This window comes from Paenibacillus sp. FSL R7-0026 (genome assembly GCF_038004485.1).
GTDB lineage: Bacteria > Bacillota > Bacilli > Paenibacillales > Paenibacillaceae > Paenibacillus > Paenibacillus xylanexedens_A.
Map to the genome: position 1 here is coordinate 1151845 of NZ_JBBORG010000001.1, position 23655 is coordinate 1175499.

The window sequence follows — 23655 nt, forward strand, 5'->3', positions numbered from 1 at the left end:
CTCAGGAATATACATACGATAGGGGAAGATTATACGATGAAATGGAATTATACGATAAAGACGTTCACAGTTATGTTCAGTTTGGCAGCGATTCTGACAGCTTGTGGTGGCGGAGCGAAAGAGGCGTCATCGCCGGAGTCTGCTTCCGGTACAGAAGTTGCTTCATCAGAAACAAGCAGCTCGAATGCTGCTGTAACAGAAACCGCAGCAACCGGTTTGAATGGGAGTGAGGAGACAGGTTCAACTACAGAAGAATCTTCTTCAGCTGACGACGGCAAGATTGGAAAGGACTCCACACTGGAAGATTTGAAGCAGCAGTATGCGGATAAACTTGGTTATATCCGTATCCCTCTGAATGATTATCCGGTGCGTCGGGTTAGTGAGGAAGGTTCCAAAAATATTAATGTAGCCAACTACAGCGATGCCGTTGTGGACATGAATGCAGGGGTGCCAATTCACTCCGATTCGCAGCGGTTGATTGATGATGCCTTTCCTTTTTTTACAACCGTACAAGCACCTGACGAATCTTATATAACTTGGGAAGAAGCAACCAATCTGGAGCGTGCCATGGTGAAAACGCTGTTTATCGCCCGTGAAGGTCTGCTGATTACCGAAGATGCGATGAAAAATAAGGATTATAGCAGTACATCGTTCCAGGATTCGATGGATTTCTTCAGGGTCACAGCGAAATTTGAATCCATGGCACCTGTTGCACAGCATCCGCGTGACATCACGTTGAGTACGCTATACGATAAAGCACGCACGTCATGGGACAAGCTTGCTGCGATGGACCCGGAGCAGGATGAAGCGGCGTTTGCCGAGATGTATAAGACGACGAGAACCGATGCCAATAATGCCATGGGGTTGCTTAATGTTCTGTTGTCTACGAATGAGGAAGAACGGATCAAAGATATTTACGGGGAATAAAAATGCCGTGATCCAGAGTTAATCTGGATCATCCCGGTAACATGTCTGGATCACATGCCTTCAAACTCTGACTACCGCTTGAAGCGGGGTCAGGGTTTTTCTGGTTTTTTCCAATAGGTGTATGATATGTTTTTAGGAGTAAGACATGTACGGAATATAGGTGAGGTGTGTGAAAGATGTGGTGGATGAACTTTTGTAAACGCTTTAAATTTAAAACGAAGCTAATCTTGTTTTTATCTACCGCAACGGTCTTAATCTCCGGAATCACAGGGTTGATCACCTATCGCATCCATATCGACCTGTTCAATGAAGAGGTCAGTCGCCAGTATAGTCTTACCGCAGAGCAGATTCTTGCACGTCTGGATTCCAGGGTACACGACATGTATAAAGTCACCGATTATATCACACTGAATCCCTCCGTAAAAAATGCCATCAAAGCACAGACCTCAGGCATCTCGTCCTATGATCAGATGAAGCTGGAAGATGAACTGGATGATCAGTTGTATCAGGTAAGGCTGGATGCACCGGAGATCATGGGGCTCCGCATATATGATCTGAAGGAAAACATATTTAATCTCGGCGCCTTTGCTGGCTCATTTCAACAGATGGATCCTTCCTATCTGGCAGAGATGGTTCATAGACTGGAAGGAACGGGCGGCGAATATGGTTGGAATCGTTTGGGGCCGGATGCCTTCTTGCAGGAGGAACAATCCAATTGGATTCTGGCGGGACGATTAATGCGGTCTGTTGATCTGGAGACCTATGGCGTCATGTTAATTCTGTTTAACACCTCGTTGTTCGAATCGTATCTCAAAGATCTGCGACTGAATGAGGAAGTTGCTGTCTACTTGTTTGACGCAGATGGTGAGCTTCTTTATGCCTTTCATAATCAGGATGCGGATCCACCACCACTTACCGAGCTAAGCCTAGGGGCGACTGAGATCAGGGACGAGCAGGGAACAACCCACTTGTATACGAAACAAACGTCAGACAAAGCGGGCTTCACCCTGGTCAGCAAGGTCTCACTTGCTCAGATTCAGAACAAGGGAAAGATCATTGTAAAAGTTGCCGTGTTCTCTGCGGTAGCCAGCATATTATGCTCCTGGTTCATCATTACCGTAATTAGCGGCAGACTGTTGCGTCCACTTGCGAGTCTAGTCAACGCGATGAAAAGAGTGCGTGATGGACAGTTCGATACACGGGTACGGATCGAGACACGGGATGAGCTCGGTTTCATCGGTGAACGATTCAATGCAATGGCTTCCCGGATTGATACGCTTATACATGAAGTGTACGAGCGGGAACTCAGTGAAAAAGAAGCTGAACTCAAAGCTATCCAGGCCCAGCTGAATCCCCATTTTCTGTATAACACGCTGAGCATGTTTTTCTGGAAGTTCTATATGCTTGGTGATGAGAAATCGGCTCGCCTGGTCACTGCCTTGTCTGAGATGCTGCAGTATACGCTGGAACCCGTGCAGCAACTGACGACCGTGCAGGATGAGATGAAGCAAATAGATCACTACCTGCAGATTCAGCAGGCCCGGTATCAGGAAGCCTTGTCGATTGAAATTGCCGTTCCTGCTGAATTGCTTCGCTGTCAGGTGATCCGACTGTTGCTTCAGCCCATCGTGGAGAATGTTTTTGTTCATGCCTTCTCGGACAAAAGGAACAACCGCCATCTGGAGATTCGTGGCTCGCGGCAAAACGGGCATGAAGGAGAGCCGGATCTGCTCATCATTGAAATTTCAGATAACGGCTGCGGCATGCACGCATCGGTCATTGAACGCATTATGACGCCAGTGGCACATGCGGATGAGGAACGTCAGCACATTGGCATGCGGAGTGTACTTCGAAGAATTGAGTTGATTCACGGTGAACCCTACGGTGTACAGATCGAGTCGACTGTGGGAGAGGGTACGCTAGTACGTCTTCGTTTGCCTTATCAGATCGGTGAGGACTCATGCCGGGAAATTCAGGTGACTGAGAGGAGTAGGTTCTGTTGAATGGACGTATGCTCGTAGTTGATGATGAAGCGTTATTTCGTCAGGGTCTGATTCATCTGGTTCGCAATAACCCCCTCGGGTGGGAGGTCGTTGGGGAAGCGGCCGATGGAGAAGAAGCGATACAGGCTGTACACAGTTGCACACCTGACCTGATCATTACGGACATCAACATGCCTGTGATGGATGGTCTAGATTTGTCCGAACGTATACACGAGAGTGGACTGGACATTATGATTATCATTTTGACAGGTTATCGTGAGTTCGAATATGCACAGCGTGCCATCCGGTATGGGGCGATTGAATTTTTGTTAAAGCCGTTCTCGCTTGATGAAGCATGTCAGGTGTTACAAAAGGCACATGAACGATATCGCCGAAAACAGTCCGACATTCGGATCAGGGAACAATACAGCCAGGTGGACCGTACCGAGAGACTGCGAGAGGAACTGACTTCGTTGCTGCTCCACCATCAATTCGGATCGATAATGAATCGGATCGAGATGTTGCTAGAAGAAGCGTCCGGGATGAGCTTGTCACAAGGCAAAGCGGAGATTCATATGCTTATGAAGGTCATGACAGACTTGCTGGTACAACAGCTTCAGCCTCAGGAATCCGGTGGGATGGACTCAACTGCCCCAGATCCACTGCTCTGGATTCATACCATGCCTGAAGTCATCGCTTGGGCCAGATGCAAGAGCGAAGAGTGGGTGGATATGCTGATGCGGCTTACTCAGGAACAGCAGGATCATGTCGTTACACGAGTTATACAGTATATTGAAATGAACTATTCCAGCACCTGCACGTTGCAGGCCGTGGCTGCCCATGTTCATGTGACACCCAACTACTTGAGCCATTTGTTCAAAAAAGAGACAGGACAAGGCTTCAGCCAATATGTCAGCAAGCGCCGAATTGATAAGGCAAAGCTGCTGCTGCATAGCACTCGGCAGAGCATGGCAGATATCGCGGAACTGACCGGGTTCGATAACTCCAGTTATTTTACAACTGTATTCAAACAGATGACGGGGGTATCGCCCCGCGAATATCGCAAGCAAGTAGCCAAGTGAAGTGCCCGGTAGCAATCCCCCTTGAACTGCTGCAGGGTCAAAATTATAGAGAAACCTCCTCTTAATATCTGTTCGTTTCCAAGTTCAACCCCACCATGTGGGGTTATTTTTGCGTAGAAAATTATAAAAGGATCGTTAAATAACAAATGTTTACGCTTACATTTTTATCTAAAATACAACTATAGTACATCAACAGCAGAGAGGAGTGATGGATGTGAAGGGGGAACTGACCGCAGGTCCGCCGTCTGGATTGCAACCGCCGGACAGTGAGATGAAGCATCGGATTCGGCAGCAGCGGCTTCGACGATTCAAGATGAATATACCGTTAATCTTGATGTTTGTTCCGGTGATTATGTTCTACCTTACCTTTCGTTATGCACCCATCGGAGGGCTGGTCATGGCCTTTAAGGATTACAACTTCTATGATGGGCTGTGGAACAGTCCATGGGTGGGCTTTCAGCATTTTCAGACGCTGTTCAGTGATCCGCGCACGGTGGAGATTATTCGCAACACCTTGTTCCTCAGTCTGTTAAGCATCATTATCGGGTTTCCCATTCCGATCATTCTGGCCATTATGCTGAATGAAGTGCGAAACATGGCCTTTAAGCGAACGGTGCAGACGGTGGTCTATATGCCACACTTCTTTTCCTGGGTCATTATTGCGATGATGATCATGACGGTTTTCTCTTTGGAGAATGGGATCGTAAACCGCTGGGTCGAGGCCTGGACGGGAGCACCTTATCCGTTCTTGTACAACAAGGGTTCGTGGGTTGCGGTGTTTGTTGGCTCAGGGATCTGGAAGGACATGGGCTTCAATGCCATCATTTTTCTCGCGGCACTAACGACCATTGATCCGAGTCAATACGAGGCTGCACAGATGGATGGGGCCAGCAAAATGCGCCAGATCTGGCATGTCACCCTTCCGGGTATACGCTCTACCATTATTCTCCTGCTGATTCTGTCGATGGGGCGGGTGATGGAGGTCGGATTCGACCAGGTGTATATGCTTCAGAATTCCAATGTCAATGAGATAGCGGATGTAATCAGTACCTATATCTACCGCACCGGTCTTCAGGGAGCACAGTTCAGCCTGACAACGGCGATGGGATTGTTCGAATCACTGGTTGCATTTATCCTCATTTTTAGTGCCAATTATATCGCGCGGCGATTTAACGAAGGTTTGTGGTAGGGAGGGAGAACAGCATGAGAAAAACCAAAGGAGAAAAAGTCTTTTATCTAATCAATTATGTATTGTTGTCATTGGTTGCCGTCAGCTGTATCCTGCCCTTACTGAACATTGTTGCCTTGTCATTTAGTGATGCGAGAGCGGTTGTTTCAGGTCAAGTGGGGTTATGGCCCGTCGATTTCACCTGGTTCTCCTATCACAGCCTAATTACGGGAACGCCGATTCTGAATGCATTCTGGAACAGTGTGGAGATCACATTGATCGGTACAGGGCTCAGCATGGCGGTAACGATTATGGCGGCATATCCGCTGTCACGTAGACATTTTTATCACCGGCGCTTCTTTACGATGGCGATGGTGTTCACAATGATTTTTAACGGTGGACTCATCCCGACTTATTTGGTCGTGCAAAATCTCGGTCTTGTGAACAGTTACGGCGCGCTTTGGCTACCGGGTCTGGTGAGCACGTACAACATGCTGATTATGCGATCTTATTTTGAAAATCTGCCGGGGGAAGTGGACGAGGCTGCGCGCATCGATGGTTGTGGTGAACTGGGGCTTTTGTTCCGAATCGTGTTGCCATTATCCAAACCTTTGCTGGCGACTATTGCTCTCTTTTACGGCGTGGGTTACTGGAATTCGTTCATGAGTGTGATGATTTATATCAATGATACGTCCAAATACAACATGACCGTGCTTGTCCAAAATATGATTATGTCCAATCTGAATGTACAGGATTTTACCGATCCAACGATGATATCGAATCTGACCCCGGAAGGCATCCGGGCAGCAGCTGTCATTGTGATGGTCATACCCATTTTGGCAGTGTATCCGTTCTTGCAGAAGTACTTCGTTAAAGGGGTCATGCTTGGATCAATTAAAGGTTAAAGCAGGCTGTGGGTTAACCCGCATGGGTTCATATTACAGGAGAGAAAGAGGGTCTTATCTATGGCGTTAACGATGAAGGCATGGATGAAGTCGGGTCTCGTTCTGGGCTTGATCGGTGGTTTGCTGGCGGGATGTACAGGAGGTAACGGTAGCGAACAGGCGGAAGGGGAAGGCAACAGGGGGAACATTACGTCAACGATCTATGATCGTGGCGCGGTCCCAAGCGGCATGGGTACGATCGAAGATAATATGTGGTCCAAGTGGATTAACGAGAATGGCCCGGCAAATGTAAAATATACAGCAGTTCCCCGCTGGGAATCCCAGTCCAAACTTAACGTATTATTCGCTTCTGGCAGCGCACCGGATATCATTTTTGAATTCGGTACGCCCATCCGTAACACACTGTTTAATCAGAAACAGCTGATGCCACTGGATGAGTTGATCGAGAACTCGAGTGTGGAATACAAAGCCTTGATGGAGAAATATCCCCAGCTCAAGAAGGCCGGCATCAAAAGCGATGGGAAGCTCTATGAAGTGGGACGTATGAACGAGGTGTTTCCACTAACGAGCTTTTTCATTCGGGAAGACTGGCTGGAAAAGTTGAATCTAGAGGTACCGACTAATGAAGAAGAGATGCTGGCGGTAGCCAAGGCCTTCACGGAGAATGATCCCGATGGAAACGGAGCTAAGGATACATACGGCATCGGTGGATTTCAGTTTGGCGATACAGCGGGTCTGTTTCGCTATATGTACAACGCCAACTGGGTGAATGTGGAGGGCGGGGAGATGGTGGTTGGTCCCAACAACATGAAGGAAGCGACAGCATTCAAACGTGCATTGTATGAAGCAGGCGTGGTGGATAAGGACTTATTGACCGACAAGGACGGGGCCAAGGCGAAGCAGGATTTCCTGAATGGCAAAATCGGTATGTACGCGGCCATGACTTCGGATTATACCGGGTTTGCAGCGAAGGAACTGGATACACTGATGCAGAATGTTCCCGAAGCCAAATTAAAGGTCATCGCTCTGCCAACCACGTCCGTAGGACAGCACACGATGGTGTGGAATAACCCGGTTCAGATGACTGCAGCTGTGAATGCACGAGCCAAAAATCCGGAAGCAGTTATGCAATATATCGATTTTCTTACCAAAGCAGAGTCAGGCCGAACCTTCAAAAATGGATTTGAAAACACGCATTATACGCTGAACGATCAAGGCTGTCCGCGTATCTCCGATCAGGAGAAATACAAGCAGGAGATCAGCTGGGCAGGCGATTACGCCATGTTGTACAGCCGTCTGGAGGAAGGCAAATGCGGGTACACAGAAATGCTGTTCAGCGAGGAGATTCCGTCCCAGAAGGAAGGACTTCGACTCTTCAAGGAAGCGCGTGAGGTATACATGACGGATCTTCCGGTGGGAGAGGGCGTTACCCATTCGGAACATATGCCGCAGTTGCCGAAGGAACTCCAGGTGAAGCTGACCAATGTGACGACAGCCATTAACGATATCTTTACCCGTTCCATCATTGGCGGAAGCAAATATACGGTGGAACAGGCTTCTGCCGAAGCACAGCAGAAGTGGGAACAGGGCGGTGGCCCGGAGATTGAAGCATGGTACAAAGACTGGTGGAGCAAGGAAAAGGATAATGTACTAGTCTGGGACGACTTCTATGAAATCTATGAACAACAACAGGCTGATTTTGAAAAAGCAGAGTGAATTCATGGATTCAAATCATTCATAAGATTTATAATTTTGGTGTTGGTAGAAATAAGCGCTCTGATCCCCTGATCAGAGCCTTTTTATGCTTGGGCTTCAAATAGGGGAATATTTGACTGAAAAATGAAGTGAATAGAAAGTTCTCGCATCTTGCTTGAAACTATATCCAGAACGATGCGTATCATAAGGTATTAATTGTTTTTTAATGTAGAATATTGCCGTATTTCAGAGTATAGTAAAGGAATAATTTAACTTATATTCAACATGATGTAGACATGAAAGTTACTGAAAAATCTTGAAAAGAATGTACGGAACACCAGGTTGAAACTATTGGAGGTTGAGTATGAGTTCATTTAAAAGCTGGTTAAATTCAACAAAACAAGGACTTGAAGAGCAAGTCAAAAAGTTTAAAAATAAAGATTTTATGGATGCCGTGGTTGCAGGTTGTGCACTGGTTGCTTTTGCAGATGGTTCCATTGACGAAGCGGAAAAGAACAAGATGGCCGGTTACATCAACCTGAGTCAGGAATTGAAAGTATTTGATATGGCTGAAGTGATTACACGTTTCAATCATTATGTCGCGAACTTTGAGTTTTCTCCAGAGATCGGGAAGCAGGAAGCGCTGAAAGCCATTGGGAAATTCAAAGCCAAGCCGGATGTAGGACGCGTTATTGTGGGTGTATGCAGTGCGATTGGTTCAGCGGACGGCAACTTTGATGATCAGGAGAAAAGAGTCGTTGCCGAGATATGCATCGTACTTGGACTGAACCCGAGTGAATTCAATCTCTAAGTAGAGTAGATATTTTACATGTGAAGGGAGGTGAAAATCAGTGGCAAGCATTAATTTGGTCAAAGGACAGAAGATTGATTTAACCAAAGGCAATGCAGGACTTACTGAGGTGATTGCTGGTCTCGGTTGGGACCCGGTAACTGCCAAAGGGTTCTTCGGAAGAAAGAAACAAGCGGATATCGATTGTGATGCATCGGCGATCATGTTGAATGAAGAAGGCAAGTTGGTTAAGGACTCCAACCTGGTTTGCTTCCACAACAAGCAAAGCGCATGTGGTTCGGTTATCCACTCAGGTGACAATTTAACAGGACAGGGAGACGGTGACGACGAACAGATCAAAATGGATCTGTCCCGTATTCCTGCTGATGTTCATAAAGTATTAATCGTTGTTAATATCTACGATTGTGTCAATCGCAAGCAAGATTTTGGCATGATTGAGAAGGCTTATATTCGTATTCTGGATGGTAAAAATTCCAGTGAGCTCGTGAAGTTCAATCTATCCGATAACTACACAGGTTCAACAGCGTTGATCTGTGGTGAATTGTATCGTCATGGAGGCGAATGGAAATTCTCGGCAATTGGAGAGGGTTCCCATGCGGTACATATCAACGAACTCGCTCGCAGGTACTCCTAAGTACAAGATTTAACCTAAATCGACAATAATCCTGATATTCATATGTCACGATAACTACAATACACTTAAATAAGCGAGGATGATCATACGATGGCAATTAATCTCTCTAAAGGTCAAAAAATCGATCTGACTAAAACGAACCCAGGTTTGACAAAAATCACAGTAGGCTTGGGCTGGGATACCAATAAGTATGATGGCGGAAAAGACTTTGACTTGGATGTATCGGTATTCTGTGCCAATGCAAACGGTAAAGTAGAAGGCGAGAAAAACTTCATCTTCTTCAACAATCCACAAAATGAAAATGGTTCTGTTGTTCACACCGGTGACAACCGTACAGGAGATGGCGATGGTGATGATGAGCAGATCAATATCGACCTGCCTAACGTACCCGCAAATGTAGAGAAAATTGCATTCTCTATTACGATTTACGAAGCTACAGAACGTAGCCAGAACTTCGGACAAGTCTCCCGTGCTTATGTGCGAATCGTCAACGAAGCAAACAGCGAAGAACTGATTCGTTTCGACCTGGGAGAAGACTTCTCCATTGAAACGGGTGTAGTTGTTGGTGAATTGTATCGTCATAGCGGCGAGTGGAAGTTCAGCGCCATCGGTAGTGGTTACCAGGATGGATTGGTTGGATTGACACGCGATTACGGTTTGCAATAGGACGTACAGAACGACTTACAGGATGGGAAGAACCGTCTCCTGGACGGTTCTCCTTTTCATTTAATCACATATCTTGGAAAGGTGGAAAAACAAATGACGATCAGTCTTGCCAAAGGACAACGTATTGACCTGACTAAAACGAATCCGGGCCTTACCCGTGTGGTAGTTGGTTTAGGTTGGGACACAAACAAATATAGTGGTGGAGTCGATTTTGACCTGGACGCTTCGGCTTTTTTGTTGTACGAAGATGGAAAAGCCAAAGGTACGGATGACTTTGTTTTTTACAACAATCCAAGCGGCGGTGCGGGTTCAGTGACACATACCGGTGATAATCGTACGGGTGAGGGTGACGGCGATGATGAGCAAGTTGTTGTTGACTTCAGCAAAATCCCTGCGCACATTCACCGGATCGGTATTACTGTAACCATCTACGATGGAGATGGACGAGGGCAGAATTTTGGACAAGTCTCCAATGCTTTTGTTCGTGTTGTAGATGCTGCAAGTGATCGGGAAGTGCTTCGGTTCGACCTCGGAGAAGACTACTCTACAGAAACAGCTGTGGTGTTCTGTGAGTTTTACCGTGCAGGTGCGGACTGGAAATTCCAGGCGGTAGGCAGCGGCTTCACAGGTGGACTATCTGCTTTATGCAAAAATTACGGACTGGATGCACAATAACTTGGCATAAGAAAGGTGAGTCTGCTATGGCGATTTCTGTCGTGAAAGGCCAGAAGAGTGATCTGACCAAAACCAACTCGGGTTTGTCCCGTCTAACGGTAGGCATTGGTTGGGAGGCAGCCTCGGGTGTGGAGCTGGACACATCAGCATTCCTTCTGGGTTCAGACAATAAAGTGGCTGGAGATGAGGATTTTATCTTTTATAACCAGCCCTCTACCGCGTTTATCACGTATATGGATGGTGGACAGGGTGGTGGCGAGAAGAAACAATTCGCTATTGATCTTGGCAAAATCCCTGCCCGAATTGAGAAAATCGCCTTCAGCCTGACGATTCATGACGGTGAAGCACGACGCCATCATTTTGGACAGGTTCAGCATGGTTTTCTACGGTTTGCCAATGCAGCTACAGGTCAGGAAGTAATGAGATATGATCTGGGAAGCGGTTTTACAGTGGAGACCGCGATTGTCATCGGTGAATTGTATCGTCATAACGGAGAATGGAAGTTCAATGCGATAGGATCGGGTTTTGCAGGTGGTTTGAATGCACTCTGCGCTAACTTTGGTGTGGATGTGGATGGTGGATCAGACCCTGCACCAACGACTTCAACCGTTCCCCCGACAGCTGTACCGACTCCGCCACCCCCGGCACCAGAGCCGACGCCTGCTCCTGTGAATTCGATCAATTTCAGCAAAATTGAATTGAAGAAGAAGGGCGACACCATTAACCTCAAGAAAAATGCGGGGGGACTTGGTGAAATCCTGATTAACCTGAACTGGAATCAACAGGGTAGCAAAGGGTTATTTGGTCGTAGCAAGAGTGTGGATCTGGACTTGGGTTGCCTGTTCGAGATGAAGGATGGTACACGAGATGTGATTCAGGCCTTGGGACAGACGTTTGGTTCACTGAATCGTTTCCCTTATATTGCACTGGATGGGGATGACCGGACAGGATCGGTTAAGACGGGAGAGAATCTGCGGATTAATGGTGCCCGTATCTCAGAAATTGAGCGCATCTTGGTATTTACCTATATTTATGGTGGTGTGGCTAACTGGTCTCAAGTAGACGGTGTGGTAACCATTCAGCAGAAGGACGGTCCCGATATCATTGTCCGAATGAATGAATATGGGAGCCCGCTTGGCATGTGTGGCATCGCGATGTTACGTAATGTGAACAATGAGACATTCAGTATTGAACGAATCGTGCAGTTCTATAATGGGCATCAGGCGTTGGACGAAGCTCATGATTGGGGAATGCAGTGGGTTGCAGGAAGAAAATAATCATTCGTAATTATTCAATATAAATGCTGTATCGGTCAGCACCATTGCAAGGATACTGTTGACCAACGTTATCCTCGATAATAGACCATCAATCCCTCCAGACTAAGGAGGGATTGGTTTTTATGCCCCGACAGCTGGAATCAACTATTGCAGATTGGCTATTGCCAAAGGTGCGAGGAGGAGACAACCCTGAAATATTTTAACTTTTTGAGTCTGGAAGAAGAAGATACTTTATTTTTCTCTTCACCCGTCTCGTTCAATCACCGGACTTCCAAAGATCTACTGGCATATGCTGTTGGGGCTGCTTTATATATGCCCGCGACGCGCACACATATCGCGGACGACATTATGAATGGTAAACATGAAGGTCTGACGACCATTATTATTGATCTGGAGGACGCTGTGGGTGACGACCAAGTAGAGTTTGCCGAGCAGTGTCTGGTACAGCATCTAACTCAACTGATGACTTATATGGAGACAGGCATGCTGAGTCAGGATCAAATGCCTCTTTTGTTTGCTCGTGTACGTTCACCACAACAGTTGGAACGTCTCATTGATACGTTGGGAGAATTGGTGTCCATGCTGACAGGCGTGGCTTTGCCCAAGTTTTGTGTGGGCAATGGAAGAGCCTATTTTGACCAGATCCGCAAGTATAATCAACGGAAACCGGAGCATTATCCCGTTCTCTATGGAATGCCTATATTGGAAACGGCTTCAATTATATATCGGGAGACACGTTGGGAGACCTTACTGGGCCTTCGAAACATCCTCGATGAAAATGTTGAATATGTGCTCAATGTACGCATAGGTGCGACCGATTTCTCCAGCTTGTTTGGACTACGCCGAAGCCCGGAATTGACCATATACGATATCGCCACGATCCGTGACTGCATCTCGGATATTATCAATCTGTTTGGACGGATGGACAAGCCGTATGTGATCTCAGGTCCTGTCTGGGAATATTTCAGTCAGCGGGAGCGCGTGTTCAAACCTCAATTACGACAGACTCCATTCGAAGAAACCCTGGGCAAATCAGGGCTGCATCTGAGAATGAAATATATTACGAACACAATGGATGGATTGATGCGTGAAGTCATGATGGACAAGGAAAATGGAATTGTAGGCAAAACGATCATTCATCCTTCTCATATTAAGCCCGTACAAGCGATGTACGTTGTTACACATGAGGAATATTCCGATGCACAAGACATCATCGCCCGTAATGACGGTAGCCTGGGTGTGTTCAAAAGTAATTACTATAACAAAATGAATGAGATTAAACCACACTTGAGCTGGGCGAATCGAATTCTAATCCGATCACAAATATATGGGGTGTTACATGAACAGCAGCATTTTGTCGGGCTCTTGCCCAAGCATGAGCAACAACACAACTACGTTCCCAATTCTTGATCAATTCAGTCTGAACATTCAGGTTACACATAACCCGCTGCAACTTCCACTAGAATCTCTATTTTCCATGGCTGCACGAATCAATAAGAAACGTTCATTTCTGTTTGTAAGCAGACTGCTGGGCAAGCACATCCCGGTTAACCCGTATACCTCGCTTCTGAGCGGCGCGGCATTGGCTGTTCTGTTATATGAGCATCTGACTGAAAAGACGGAAGAGACGAAAGTTCAGATCACCGAGTGGAAACGGGAAATGGTCGAGGGGCTGATTGACCCCCAACAAGCCCGGCAAGTATACAACATGCTGTTGCAAGAAAGCTTGAGTTTGCCGGAAACGATTCGTTTTGTTGGTTTTGCCGAGACAGCTACAGCGTTGGGACACAGCATGTACGAGATGTTTGCTGATCAAGCTTCCTATATTCACACCACTCGCGAATATGTTCCAGCGATGCATCCAGATATTCAATTTGAAGAAGAACATTCCCACGCGATGGCTCATCGTTGTTATGCGCTGGATCATGAAGCCTTTGCAGGAGAAGGCCCGATTGTTCTGGTGGACGACGAGATTACGACGGGCAAAACCACGTTGAATATCATTAGGGATATTCAGGCCAGATATCCCCGGAAGCAATATGTGATTGCTTCACTGTTGGACTGGCGTACGGAAGCGGACGAACTTCGGTTTGCCGAACTGGAAGCTGAATTGGGAATTACCATTACACCGTTAAGCCTGTTGAAGGGCCGCATTGAAGTGGTGGGTACTCCCCAGTTGGAACCAACACCCCAGGATGAGCAGCTATCTCATCCTGCCGTAACGCTTCAGTCCACTACCGTTGCCGATGCCTTCCATCAGCTTCATGCCACTTCGGAGGATGGTGAAGGTAAACGTAGCACAGCGAGCTACGTCCAGCATACGGGCAGGTTTGGTATGCAATCCCGTCATAATGGCGTACTACGTCAGGAGATTAGCCGGATTGCAGAACGACTTCGGTCGCAGCGTAAGGGAGAACGGACGTTGGTGATGGGAACAGGGGAGTTCATGTACATTCCAATGCGTGTTGCTGCCGAGATGGGGGAAGGCGTGTTGTATCAATCCACTACCCGCAGTCCAATCCATACACATCCGGCTCCAGAATATGCTGTTCGTAGTGGTGCTGGATATGCCTCACCGGAAGACGCATCCGTTCGTAACTTTATCTATAACATCGCTCCAGGACAATATGACGAGATTTTTGTGCTGCTGGAGAGACAGATGTCCGAAGAACGAATGGAACCGATGTTGAAGGTACTGGGGCAGTTGGGATGCGGACACATTCATATCGTATATTGCGGCTTGCCAGAGAAGACAGGGGACAACGAGCAATGAACTTAACTACACTGGAGCTAATCAGACAACGTGAGATTCCGTCTCCCGAGCCGATGGGCAGCTATGCTGCATCCGACGTTGTTTTCCTACTGAAGGATATCAGCCATGTGGATCTGGAAAAGGGAACGGGTGAACGGGAGCAGGCGATTCAATCCGGGGTTCATTATTCGGAGATGCTGCCCGTGGAATACCAGCCCACAGCAGAATACATCGAGCTGTTCCATCAGACACTGGAACAATCCGCTGCAAGAATCGCGCGTCATACCGCCATTGTGGCTGAGAAGATTGTAGAGCGCAGGGGACTGAATCTTGTGCTGGTATCTCTGGCTCGAGCCGGAACACCTGTGGGCATCCTGATCAAACGTTATATTGAATTGAAATACAAAGTGACGATTCCGCATTATAGCATTTCAATTATTCGTGGCAAGGGTATGGACGAGAACGCAATTTTATATATTTTACAGCAGCATGGTCTGGAAACAGCCATTCAGTTTGTAGATGGTTGGACAGGAAAAGGGGCTATTCGCAAAGTGCTGAAAGAATCCTGTGACCAAATGGAACGGACTTATGGCATAAGTCTCGATGATGATCTTGCCGTGTTGGCCGATCCGGGGCAATGCTCAGGCACCTTTGGGACAAGGGAAGATTATCTTATTCCTAGTGCTTGTCTGAATTCCACGGTATCGGGACTGGTGAGCCGTACAGTACTTCGCGATGATCTGATTGGACCGGCAGATTTTCACGGGGCCAAATGGTATCGTGAATGGTCCTCTGACGATGTGTCGACCCAATACGTGGATACTATCGCTCAGCATTTTCCGCAAATGATGGATCTGGCGGAGATTCAAACGGAGGACAATGCTACTGGTACTTCGGAAATCACCTGGAAAGGCTGGCAGGATATCGAGTCCATCCAGCAATCCTTTGGTATTGCGAACATCAATCTGATCAAACCTGGAATCGGAGAAACAACCCGGGTGTTACTGCGCCGTGTCCCTTGGAAGATTCTTGTGGACCGTCTGGATAATCCGGATTTGCAACATATCATGATGCTCGCCAGAGACAGAAATGTGCCGGTCGAGGTATATCCGGGATTAACCTATTCCTGTTGCGGCATTATTCAATCCCTGGGAGGTGGAGGAGAATGATGATCTACGCAAGTGATCTGGACCAGACGCTGGTGTACTCCCGTCGTGCGCTCCGTATTCCCGAAGATACACCGGGACTTGTTCCCGCAGAGTGGATTAACGGCAAGTTGTCCGCTTTTATGTCAGCATATGCACTGGAGCGGTTGCAGTCTTTGCCACAAGACATTGTATTTATGCCGGTGACGACACGTACCGTGGAGCAGTACCGGCGCATTCATATTTTTCAGAGCGAATGTATACCGAAATATGCGGTGACGAGTAATGGTGGCAACATCATTGTTGACGGTCAGGTAGACGATGAATGGAATCTGCATATTCGTTCTTTGCTTCGTCAGCAGGCAGCTACTCCCGAAGAGATCCTGGATTTATTTGACGATGTGCTGAGCCCGGAGTGGGTAATTAATCAGCGATTGTGTGATGAGCTGTTCTTTGCATTGCTGATCGAACGTGACAAGCTTCCAATGGAGCATATTGCGGAAAAGATTCGGGTGTTAGAGACGCTGGGATGGGAGAGTTCGATTCAGGGGCGGAAGCTCTATCTGGTGCCTTCGGCCGTGAACAAACGAGCTGCAGTGGAGCATATTAGGCAACGCATTGGCGATGTGCCTGTGATTGCTTCGGGTGATTCCTTGCTGGATCGTTGTTTGCTGGACTTTGCGCACTACGCCATTGCTCCGTCTCACGGAGAGTTACATGTGGAGAGACAGCGTGTACCTGAGCAGGTACCGTATCAATTTACGGAACAATTCGGTGCTTTTGCAGCTGATGAGATTCTCGATTACGTCCACCGTATTCATAACGATCAACAGACCCAGATAGACCATGCCGAGATAAGGGAGACCGTATAAATGAAAAAAATGAAGATTTACTTCAACCGTTGGTTCTCTGTAACGTATCATTATATGAATGCAATTCGGGACAATGAGGACGGCATGGAATTTGAGATCTACGGTACTCATCCTGATCCGGGACACATGGCATTACAGGGCTGTGATGTTGCAGAAGTTGAACCGCGTGTAACGGGCCGGGAATATGTAGATTTTTGCCTCGACTTTTGCCGTCGTCATCAGATTGATGTGTTTATTCCACGCTGGAACATGCTGGACATCAGCAGACATATCTCCCTGTTCGAAGAGATCGGTACACGGGTTATCGTATGCTCGGATACGGAATTGCTGGAACAATTGATGGAGAAAGACCGGTTCTATGAATCGGTGCGTGAGAAGGGCATTATGGAGATTCCGGATTATTTCACGGTTAATAATGCCGCACAATTCCAGCAAGCCTATGAGGCGCTGCGTGCACGTGGACATGATGTATGCTTCAAACCATGTAATGGTGAGGGCGGCATGGGATTCCGGGTGATCAACAATGAGCGTGATCCGTTGCAAGAGTTGTTCGGATATGCGCTTAACTCGATTTCATATGAAGATGCCCTGCGTGCGTTCTCTTCTGCTCCGTCCTTTCAAAATGTCATGGTGATGGAGGTACTGGAAGGATATGAATACAGCATTGATTGTCTTTCGGATCGCAATGGGAAACTTATAACGGCCATTCCGCGTAGAAAAGAAAGAGGACGTTTGCGCTTGCTTGAAGAAAACGAGGAATTGCTGGCGATTGCCCGCAATGTGGCAGAAGTATATCGAATTCCTTATAATTTTAATATACAGATGAAATATCGCAAGGATACACCGAAGCTGCTGGAGATCAATCCGCGTATGTCGGGTGGGTTGCACATGTCTTGTCTGTCGGGCGTGAACTTCCCGTATCTGGCGGTCAAGTCTGCACTTGGCCATGATATTGGACCACTTCATCCGAAGTTTGGCATACTGGGAAGTCATATCGAACAGCCATTTATAATCGACGTTCAGAAGGTAAGCGGAGTACACCACGTCTAGCTGAGAATTTCCCTCAACATTGACACCTTCTGGATGGTTTTTTTACAATACGGATGAGAGGTTATTCAAAAAGTCTACTTTTGATTACGAATAATGCCTTACGGCATCATCAGCATCGAATATGAAATTCAGCCGAAATAAGCGGGAGGCTTACGAAGTATGTTTCCTTTGGAAACATTGTGGTTGCTCACGTAGTTTTCCTACGCTCCGCTACTCCATTTCTATCTTCATTCCATCTTCTCGGTACTGAAAACCAGACTTTTTGAATATGCACTGTATGTGTTGTTAAGGCAGGAGGACAAGTAATGTTACGGAAAACGAAGATAGGTATAGGCGCATTGGTCGGTTATGGTCTCGCGGCGATCTCGAGTCCCTTTCTACCGGATGTCATCACGTGGGCAATTCCGGCACTGGCAACTGTGGTCGGGGGACTAATTCCTTCACGTTCCACGTCACGTACACAGGTCGAGGGTTCGTCATCAGCCCCTGTACCCATTACAGATATCGGAAATGAACCATCCCGCTTGAATGGGGGACAAGCGCCGAGCGAAGTGCCAACAGGGGTTAATGAGACTTCTACAGCACAGCCCCATTCGAGTTCCACTCCCGCACAACATGCGGGCTCAGAACAAGCGAAGCCTTCCCGCACCGAACCAGATCCTGTATTTGATCCGGTGATTGAATACCTGGAAGTTCTGGAGGACATGATCATCTCCGAAGGTCAGAAGAACGAGCTGGATAATGAGATCGTGGAAAAATCACTGGCTTTGTTTGCCCGTTTGCAGCGTGTGATCCCTTCCCTTCAGGAGCTAAATAACGGGGATATCAACCATACGGTGCGCAGACTGATTTTGAAAGACCTGAACGGTTTTATTAACCCATTTTTACGTTTAAGTGGAGAAGCCAAACGCAATAACCGGCGTATGTTGCTGAATGGTCTTCGAGACGTGGATTCCAAGATATCGGATATTGTATCAACGATTGAACATAAAGACTTAATGGAGCTCCAGAACAAAGCGGAACTAATACATCAACGGTATAACAGCTCTGAATTATAGGAGGGATTGGCATGGCAACGGAATGGGCTCAGTTGAAGCAGGAAGATGAGCAACGGATTAACCAGGAAGCAACGCAGCTTATTCAGAAAGTGTCCCAAAGTGATCCGGCTCACCTGGATACCTTAATGGATGATATCGGCAAGTTGGGCGTGAAAACACAAGAGAGAGCAGGACAGACTCTCAAGCTGCTTGATCGTCCAGTCAATGAACTAATGTCCGGGAATCGGGCAGAGGTATCCAACATGATCCTGAAGCTCCGTGATGAATGTGAAAGTTTGCAACAGAGTAAAAATGTTAGTTTTGTCGGGAAGTTGTTACGTAAAAGCCCGCTGAAAAACTATGTATACCGTTATCAATCTGTTCGTACGAACATTGACGCCATCATTAACGGTTTGCGGGACGGCAAGGACAACCTGGAAGAAAGCATCGTGAATATGCGTCAGTTGAAACGTTCTTCCATTCAGGAAATCTACAATCTGCAGACCAAAATTTCCTTCGGTAATCAATTGAAAGCATTGTTTGAAACTGAGATCGCCAAGCCTGAGAACGAGAATCGTAAAGCACATCTGGAGCGTGGGTTACGCAAAGTGGTGACACGTACCCAATCCATGACAGAGATGATCATGCTGTACAATCAGGCGATCGCAGCTACCGATATCATTAATGATAACAATGACAAGCTGATTGATTCGGTTAATAACGCTATTGATAAAACAGCAAATCTAATCACCGTTTCGGCCATGATTGCAATGGCACTCAATGATCAGGAGAAGGTCATTTCTGCTGTGGAAGCTACGAATAAGACGATTGAAGATCAATTCAAGGAGAACGCCAGATTGTTGAAGACAACGACTGAGAAAACAAATGAACTCTTGTCCAAACCGGCCATGTCCCTTGAAGCAGTCAATCAGGCGATGGGTGATCTAATGTCTGCGCTGGATCTGTCCGAGCAGTCTAATCGCCGGATTATCGAGAGCTGTAATGACTATACCAACAAGATGACAACACTTAACGCCAAAATGAGCGATCGACTGGGTCTGGAAGGGCCGAAGGCTGCTGCTATTCCGGAGAAAAACAAACCGGATTCCAGTGCATTAGGATCTTTCCTGGATTAGGGTAAGACTCGCTGCATATGGCATGGGCATCACTACATGGTTTTATTTTCTGCGAGGGACGCTGAGTGCGTCTCTTTGTTTCATTTATTTGATAGAATATAGCTAAAATCTGGGGTTGTGCGAAGGAGCTTGCTGAACATGCTGGACTTTTCATTCGAGATTATTGATGAGACCAAGATTAATATTCAATACAAATATGGCAGTGAGTTCTTTAACTTTAACCTGTATTATGCAAACGGGGAGTGGACGCTGCATCCATTTGACGGCATACTGATCCAAAACCGTGAAATGTGCAGTCTGATTGTATCGGAGCTGCTCCGTAACAAAGATTTTCATGTCATGTTGGCTAAAGAGAAAATCATCTTATCCCAATTACGCACCAGTGTTAATCTCCAGTCCGACGAGCCGGATGAATGGGTAGCAGATCGGAGAAACGCAGATTATTCCACACATGATGATGAGTTAATGGATTACATAGGGAACCACAGTTTCGAAGACATATTACAGCTTGAGCAAGAACAGATTGAGGCCAGAGTACAATTCTTCCAACAGATCATTCAGAGAATGTTTATGGAGGGACTTGGACCGGAAGATGCTGATTTTATCAAAGTTCAGGCCGTGATTCGGATATATAAGGAGACGTACGATCGCCTGGGCGAGTTGAATGATGACTACCGGGGTGACCGTGGACGTAGAAGATGGTAGGATGTAAAGTTGAAAAAAAGGTTCATCAGCCATAGGCAGATGAACCTTCTTCTTCTTCTTCTTCTGATATTCAAGGAAGATGAATGGTTTGGATATGATCGGTATGCATAATTAAAGAAGTCCCATCTGCTTCTACCAATGCAAGCAAGTGGTTGTCTGCATTTTTCAATAACCCTGCTCGGTAAGGCTTGCAACCGAGGTTGAGTACAACAAGTTCACCTATCATTTTATGAAGTTGCTGATCGAGTGTACGGGAGAGTGACATGGACGAAGGTTGCATAGGGAAATGTTGTTTACTAAGGGAGTAGGGTGTGCTGTTAGTAGGTGAAGGAATAATATACTTCAGATGATTAATGGAAACATAGATAGAATGATATAACGGAGAGTAGAACATAAAGTAGTCATTCATGATATTTGTAATATAACCATGCAGTGTTTTCCCTCCGATGGATATTTCACTGAAACGTCCACGGGCGTTCATCAGCATTTTGCGGTAAGAGATGTTGGTGTGATCCATCTCGGGGTCAGGTGTTGGCACAATCATACTTGTATCATCTGCTGAGTGGACATGCATGGTTTGAACATGATGAAGTGGAATATAAACAAATCGCTGGTTTCCGTAGACTACAATCAGATCCTGGCCTACATCAATGATCTCACCCTGGATCGGTAGTTTACAGCCAGACAGCTCCAATTCGACGGATTTACCCAGCCAATGCGTAAGAAGTTCCACAGTATTCCTCCTCTCAATAGAGAATAGATGTCCAAATATATAGTGAAATTAGGCTAACAATTAGACTTATTGGTATCACAATAAAGGTAACTTTCATATACTGTTTCCAGGAGATTCGAATATGATGGGTCTTTAATATATACATCCAAATTAACGTTGCCAAGGTGCCAATAGGCGTCAGCAAGGCTCCGATATCACTTCCCAGAATGTTGGCAAGATACGCAAGATGCAGTTGGGATTCACTTAGTGGAAGATCTGTAACAGCAAAGGTCCCAATCATGACGGAGGGCAAATTGTTGAATAGATTGGAAAGCAGAGTGAGCATTAACCCTGACACAGCAATGATGCTGGCATTTCCTCCTTCTATTATAGGTTTCATCCACTGAATGATCCAAGCGGTCATGCCTGCACGGTGAAGACTATCCACAATAACATAAATGCTGAAGGCAAAGAGTAGAATGTGCCAGGGCGTTTGTGTTATCACATCTTTGAGTCCAGTCCGGGTGCGATACCAACGCACAGCGAGCATGAGAATAACACCAGTGATTGCAACTACCTCCATGCGTATACCGACTTGCTCAGCTAGAAAATATCCTGCACGGATAAATACAACGATGCCTATACAGACACGGAACAGCCACCAGTCTACTTTATTCTCGGATTCAGTTGTCTGTAGCGGATGATATCCTGAACCTGATGAAGACTGCAGGGATATAGGGAAATGATGAATAACTTTGGGAATACTTCTGCGAAAATAATAGAACAGCAATACGGTCATCACCATAATCGCAAGCATGGATGGCACAAACATCATCTGAGTATAAGTATTGAGATTTAAGCCAACCATTTGCAAAGCAATCAGATTAGCCAGATTACTAAGTCCAATTGGCGCACTGGAAGCCGTAGCGATGAGGGCACCGGAGATCAGGTAGGGTAACTGTTGATGCATTTTCAGACGAAGTATAGAACAGATTCGAATAATAATCGGAGTTGTGATCAGAATACTGCCATCATTGTTGAAGAAGATGGTCATGAGAAAACAAAGTAATAGAATTAGCCAGAACAATCGAAAGCCGGAACCTCGTGCTTTCTCAATCATATTCAAAGCGATCCAGCGAAAGAAACCGATGCTATCTAGAATAATCGACATGACAATGGTAGAGAGAATTGTTACGGCTGCACCAGATACGATCCCGAAGATTCCAACAATGTGAGCATAGCTGCTCATTCCAGTTAAAATAAGAAGAAGGGCGCCAAGCGAGGTGGGTATAGATTCATTCAATCCGCCAGGACGCCACATCAGGAAAATGACAGTGATGATAAAGACCCCGAAGGTTAACCACAACTGGTAGTCAGGCATTTACTGTGATTCACCTCCCAGGGGGAGAAGTCCTGACGAAGCCTGAAGCAGATGTTCATGGGATGGAGTGGGCCTTCCGGGTGCAACGATCCAGTAAAAAGGCACACCAATCAAGATTAATGCGACGAAGATCAACATGATAATTCCCCCCTTTAAGCTGGTAGATAACTTAAGTTGTCAGTTTATTTCAGTTACTTCTTTTTACCGCCGGATTTGTTGCCACGGGACTGGTTGCCTTGATTGCCTCGCGACTTGTTACCACCAGATTTATTTCCTTGGGATTGGTTGCCTTGAACTCGTTGCCCCTGAGAACGATTGCCTTGGTTGCTCCGTGACTTGTTGCCGCCGGACTTATTACCCTGGGATTGGTTCCCTTGAGAACGGTTGCCACGAGACTGGTTGCCTTGAGCCGCCTGATTACCTTGGGCTGCTTGGTTCCCTTGACTTGTATTACTACTGTTATTGTTATTGTTGTTGTTGTTGTTCCCACCACCACGTACGAGGGATACAGATTTCACATGTTGCATCGGAATACGAACAATCTCCTGATTTTTCAACGTCATGATCAATTGGTTCTGGTTGGCATCGGCCAGGATGCCTTCCACTTTTTCAGGTCCTCCCCGGTTAATCTGAACACGGCGGAAGCGGAGTGCTTGCATAACGCCCAAAAACGTGTTGGAAGGAATAGGATTCCCCATGGCTGCATTTCGGTTACCACCGGAACGGCCTGTATCTGTTATGCTTTTTACATGTGATTCATTAACGTAGACAATTCCTTCTTTGCAGTTCATCGCCATGTAGTCCCAGCGTACGTCCGTAAGTGTACCTTGTACTGAATCAGGCCCTCCCCGGTTAATCTTAATCTCTCTTCCCAACAAACCTCTCATTCCTTGACCATTCATAGACATTGTGTTTGACCCCTTCCATGATATAAGTTCAGATGGACAAAAATGGTGGATGTGATTATGACCCCTTCCATTCGTCATTCGTGTCTGTCTGTAGTTTAAGCATATGTGACATGCCTCTTGGAGGGACTAGCCAGT

23 protein-coding genes are annotated in these 23655 nt (G+C 46.5%); 19 read left to right on the forward strand and 4 right to left on the reverse strand.

Features of this window, described 5'->3' with window-relative positions; all coding sequences use genetic code 11:
• Window positions 1-36: 36 nt before the first annotated feature.
• The 19 genes from MKY44_RS05105 (at window position 37) to MKY44_RS05195 (ending at window position 20519) form a co-directional block, all read left to right on the forward strand.
• Complete coding sequence (locus MKY44_RS05105; RefSeq protein ID WP_341006286.1) at window positions 37-927, forward strand: hypothetical protein; 891 nt, start codon at window positions 37-39, stop codon at window positions 925-927.
• A 227-nt stretch (window positions 928-1154) separates the two neighbouring features.
• Window positions 1155-2930, forward strand: coding sequence for a cache domain-containing sensor histidine kinase (locus MKY44_RS05110; RefSeq protein WP_341006287.1), 1776 nt, complete (start codon window positions 1155-1157; stop codon window positions 2928-2930).
• Window positions 2927-3991, forward strand: coding sequence for a response regulator (locus tag MKY44_RS05115; protein WP_341006289.1), 1065 nt, complete (start codon window positions 2927-2929; stop codon window positions 3989-3991). The genes MKY44_RS05110 and MKY44_RS05115 overlap by 4 nt, the downstream gene beginning before the upstream one ends.
• Before the next feature lie 271 nt (window positions 3992-4262).
• The gene (locus MKY44_RS05120) at window positions 4263-5180 is read left to right on the forward strand and encodes an ABC transporter permease (RefSeq protein WP_341009783.1); all 918 of its coding nucleotides are present in this window, start codon (window positions 4263-4265) and stop codon (window positions 5178-5180) included.
• Window positions 5181-5194: 14 nt separating this feature from the next.
• Window positions 5195-6064, forward strand: a complete 870-nt coding sequence (locus MKY44_RS05125; RefSeq protein ID WP_036606256.1) for a carbohydrate ABC transporter permease — start codon at window positions 5195-5197, stop codon at window positions 6062-6064.
• Between the two features lie 60 nt (window positions 6065-6124).
• Window positions 6125-7780 carry an extracellular solute-binding protein gene (locus tag MKY44_RS05130; RefSeq protein WP_341006290.1) on the forward strand — a complete coding sequence of 552 codons (1656 nt, stop codon included), beginning with the start codon at window positions 6125-6127 and terminating at the stop codon, window positions 7778-7780.
• Between the two features lie 343 nt (window positions 7781-8123).
• The gene (locus tag MKY44_RS05135; RefSeq protein ID WP_036606259.1) at window positions 8124-8570 is read left to right on the forward strand and encodes a tellurite resistance TerB family protein; all 447 of its coding nucleotides are present in this window, start codon (window positions 8124-8126) and stop codon (window positions 8568-8570) included.
• Between the two features lie 40 nt (window positions 8571-8610).
• Window positions 8611-9204 carry a TerD family protein gene (locus tag MKY44_RS05140; protein ID WP_036606262.1) on the forward strand — a complete coding sequence of 198 codons (594 nt, stop codon included), beginning with the start codon at window positions 8611-8613 and terminating at the stop codon, window positions 9202-9204.
• A gap of 90 nt (window positions 9205-9294) precedes the next feature.
• A complete protein-coding gene (locus tag MKY44_RS05145) occupies window positions 9295-9870 on the forward strand; it encodes a TerD family protein (RefSeq protein ID WP_036606264.1) in 576 nt (191 codons plus the stop codon).
• 93 nt (window positions 9871-9963) lie between these two features.
• The gene (locus MKY44_RS05150) at window positions 9964-10545 is read left to right on the forward strand and encodes a TerD family protein (protein WP_036606267.1); all 582 of its coding nucleotides are present in this window, start codon (window positions 9964-9966) and stop codon (window positions 10543-10545) included.
• A gap of 26 nt (window positions 10546-10571) precedes the next feature.
• Window positions 10572-11822 (forward strand): TerD family protein, encoded by a 1251-nt coding sequence (locus MKY44_RS05155; RefSeq protein WP_341006292.1) that lies wholly within the window; start codon window positions 10572-10574, stop codon window positions 11820-11822.
• Between the two features lie 189 nt (window positions 11823-12011).
• Window positions 12012-13232, forward strand: a complete 1221-nt coding sequence (locus MKY44_RS05160) for an HpcH/HpaI aldolase/citrate lyase family protein (RefSeq protein ID WP_082219178.1) — start codon at window positions 12012-12014, stop codon at window positions 13230-13232.
• On the forward strand, window positions 13162-14595 hold the full coding sequence (locus MKY44_RS05165) for a phosphoribosyltransferase family protein (RefSeq protein ID WP_341006293.1): 1434 nt from the start codon (window positions 13162-13164) through the stop codon (window positions 14593-14595). The genes MKY44_RS05160 and MKY44_RS05165 overlap by 71 nt, the downstream gene beginning before the upstream one ends.
• Window positions 14592-15743, forward strand: a complete 1152-nt coding sequence (locus tag MKY44_RS05170; RefSeq protein WP_127547319.1) for a cysteine protease StiP family protein — start codon at window positions 14592-14594, stop codon at window positions 15741-15743. The genes MKY44_RS05165 and MKY44_RS05170 overlap by 4 nt, the downstream gene beginning before the upstream one ends.
• Entirely contained in the window at window positions 15743-16591 is an 849-nt protein-coding gene (locus MKY44_RS05175; RefSeq protein ID WP_127547417.1) for a hydrolase, read from the forward strand. Before MKY44_RS05170 ends, MKY44_RS05175 begins: the two co-directional genes overlap by 1 nt.
• Window positions 16592-17641, forward strand: a complete 1050-nt coding sequence (locus MKY44_RS05180; RefSeq protein ID WP_341006295.1) for an ATP-grasp domain-containing protein — start codon at window positions 16592-16594, stop codon at window positions 17639-17641.
• A 305-nt stretch (window positions 17642-17946) separates the two neighbouring features.
• Window positions 17947-18699, forward strand: a complete 753-nt coding sequence (locus tag MKY44_RS05185; protein WP_341006296.1) for a hypothetical protein — start codon at window positions 17947-17949, stop codon at window positions 18697-18699.
• 11 nt (window positions 18700-18710) lie between these two features.
• Window positions 18711-19814: a toxic anion resistance protein gene (locus MKY44_RS05190; protein WP_036606281.1), complete on the forward strand. Its 1104-nt coding sequence runs from the start codon at window positions 18711-18713 to the stop codon at window positions 19812-19814.
• 138 nt (window positions 19815-19952) lie between these two features.
• The gene (locus MKY44_RS05195; protein ID WP_341006297.1) at window positions 19953-20519 is read left to right on the forward strand and encodes a hypothetical protein; all 567 of its coding nucleotides are present in this window, start codon (window positions 19953-19955) and stop codon (window positions 20517-20519) included.
• 70 nt (window positions 20520-20589) lie between these two features.
• Here MKY44_RS05195 and MKY44_RS05200 read toward each other — a convergent pair whose 3' ends face one another.
• From MKY44_RS05200 to MKY44_RS05215, 4 genes are read right to left on the reverse strand one after another with little or no spacing between them, the layout of a single operon-like run.
• The gene (locus MKY44_RS05200; RefSeq protein ID WP_253505938.1) at window positions 20590-21252 is read right to left on the reverse strand and encodes a DUF2642 domain-containing protein; all 663 of its coding nucleotides are present in this window, start codon (window positions 21250-21252) and stop codon (window positions 20590-20592) included.
• A 13-nt stretch (window positions 21253-21265) separates the two neighbouring features.
• Complete coding sequence (locus MKY44_RS05205) at window positions 21266-22612, reverse strand: arsenic transporter (protein ID WP_341006298.1); 1347 nt, start codon at window positions 22610-22612, stop codon at window positions 21266-21268.
• On the reverse strand, window positions 22613-22750 hold the full coding sequence (locus MKY44_RS05210; RefSeq protein WP_253505942.1) for a hypothetical protein: 138 nt from the start codon (window positions 22748-22750) through the stop codon (window positions 22613-22615).
• A 53-nt stretch (window positions 22751-22803) separates the two neighbouring features.
• The gene (locus MKY44_RS05215; protein ID WP_341006299.1) at window positions 22804-23520 is read right to left on the reverse strand and encodes a hypothetical protein; all 717 of its coding nucleotides are present in this window, start codon (window positions 23518-23520) and stop codon (window positions 22804-22806) included.
• Window positions 23521-23655 lie beyond the last annotated feature (135 nt).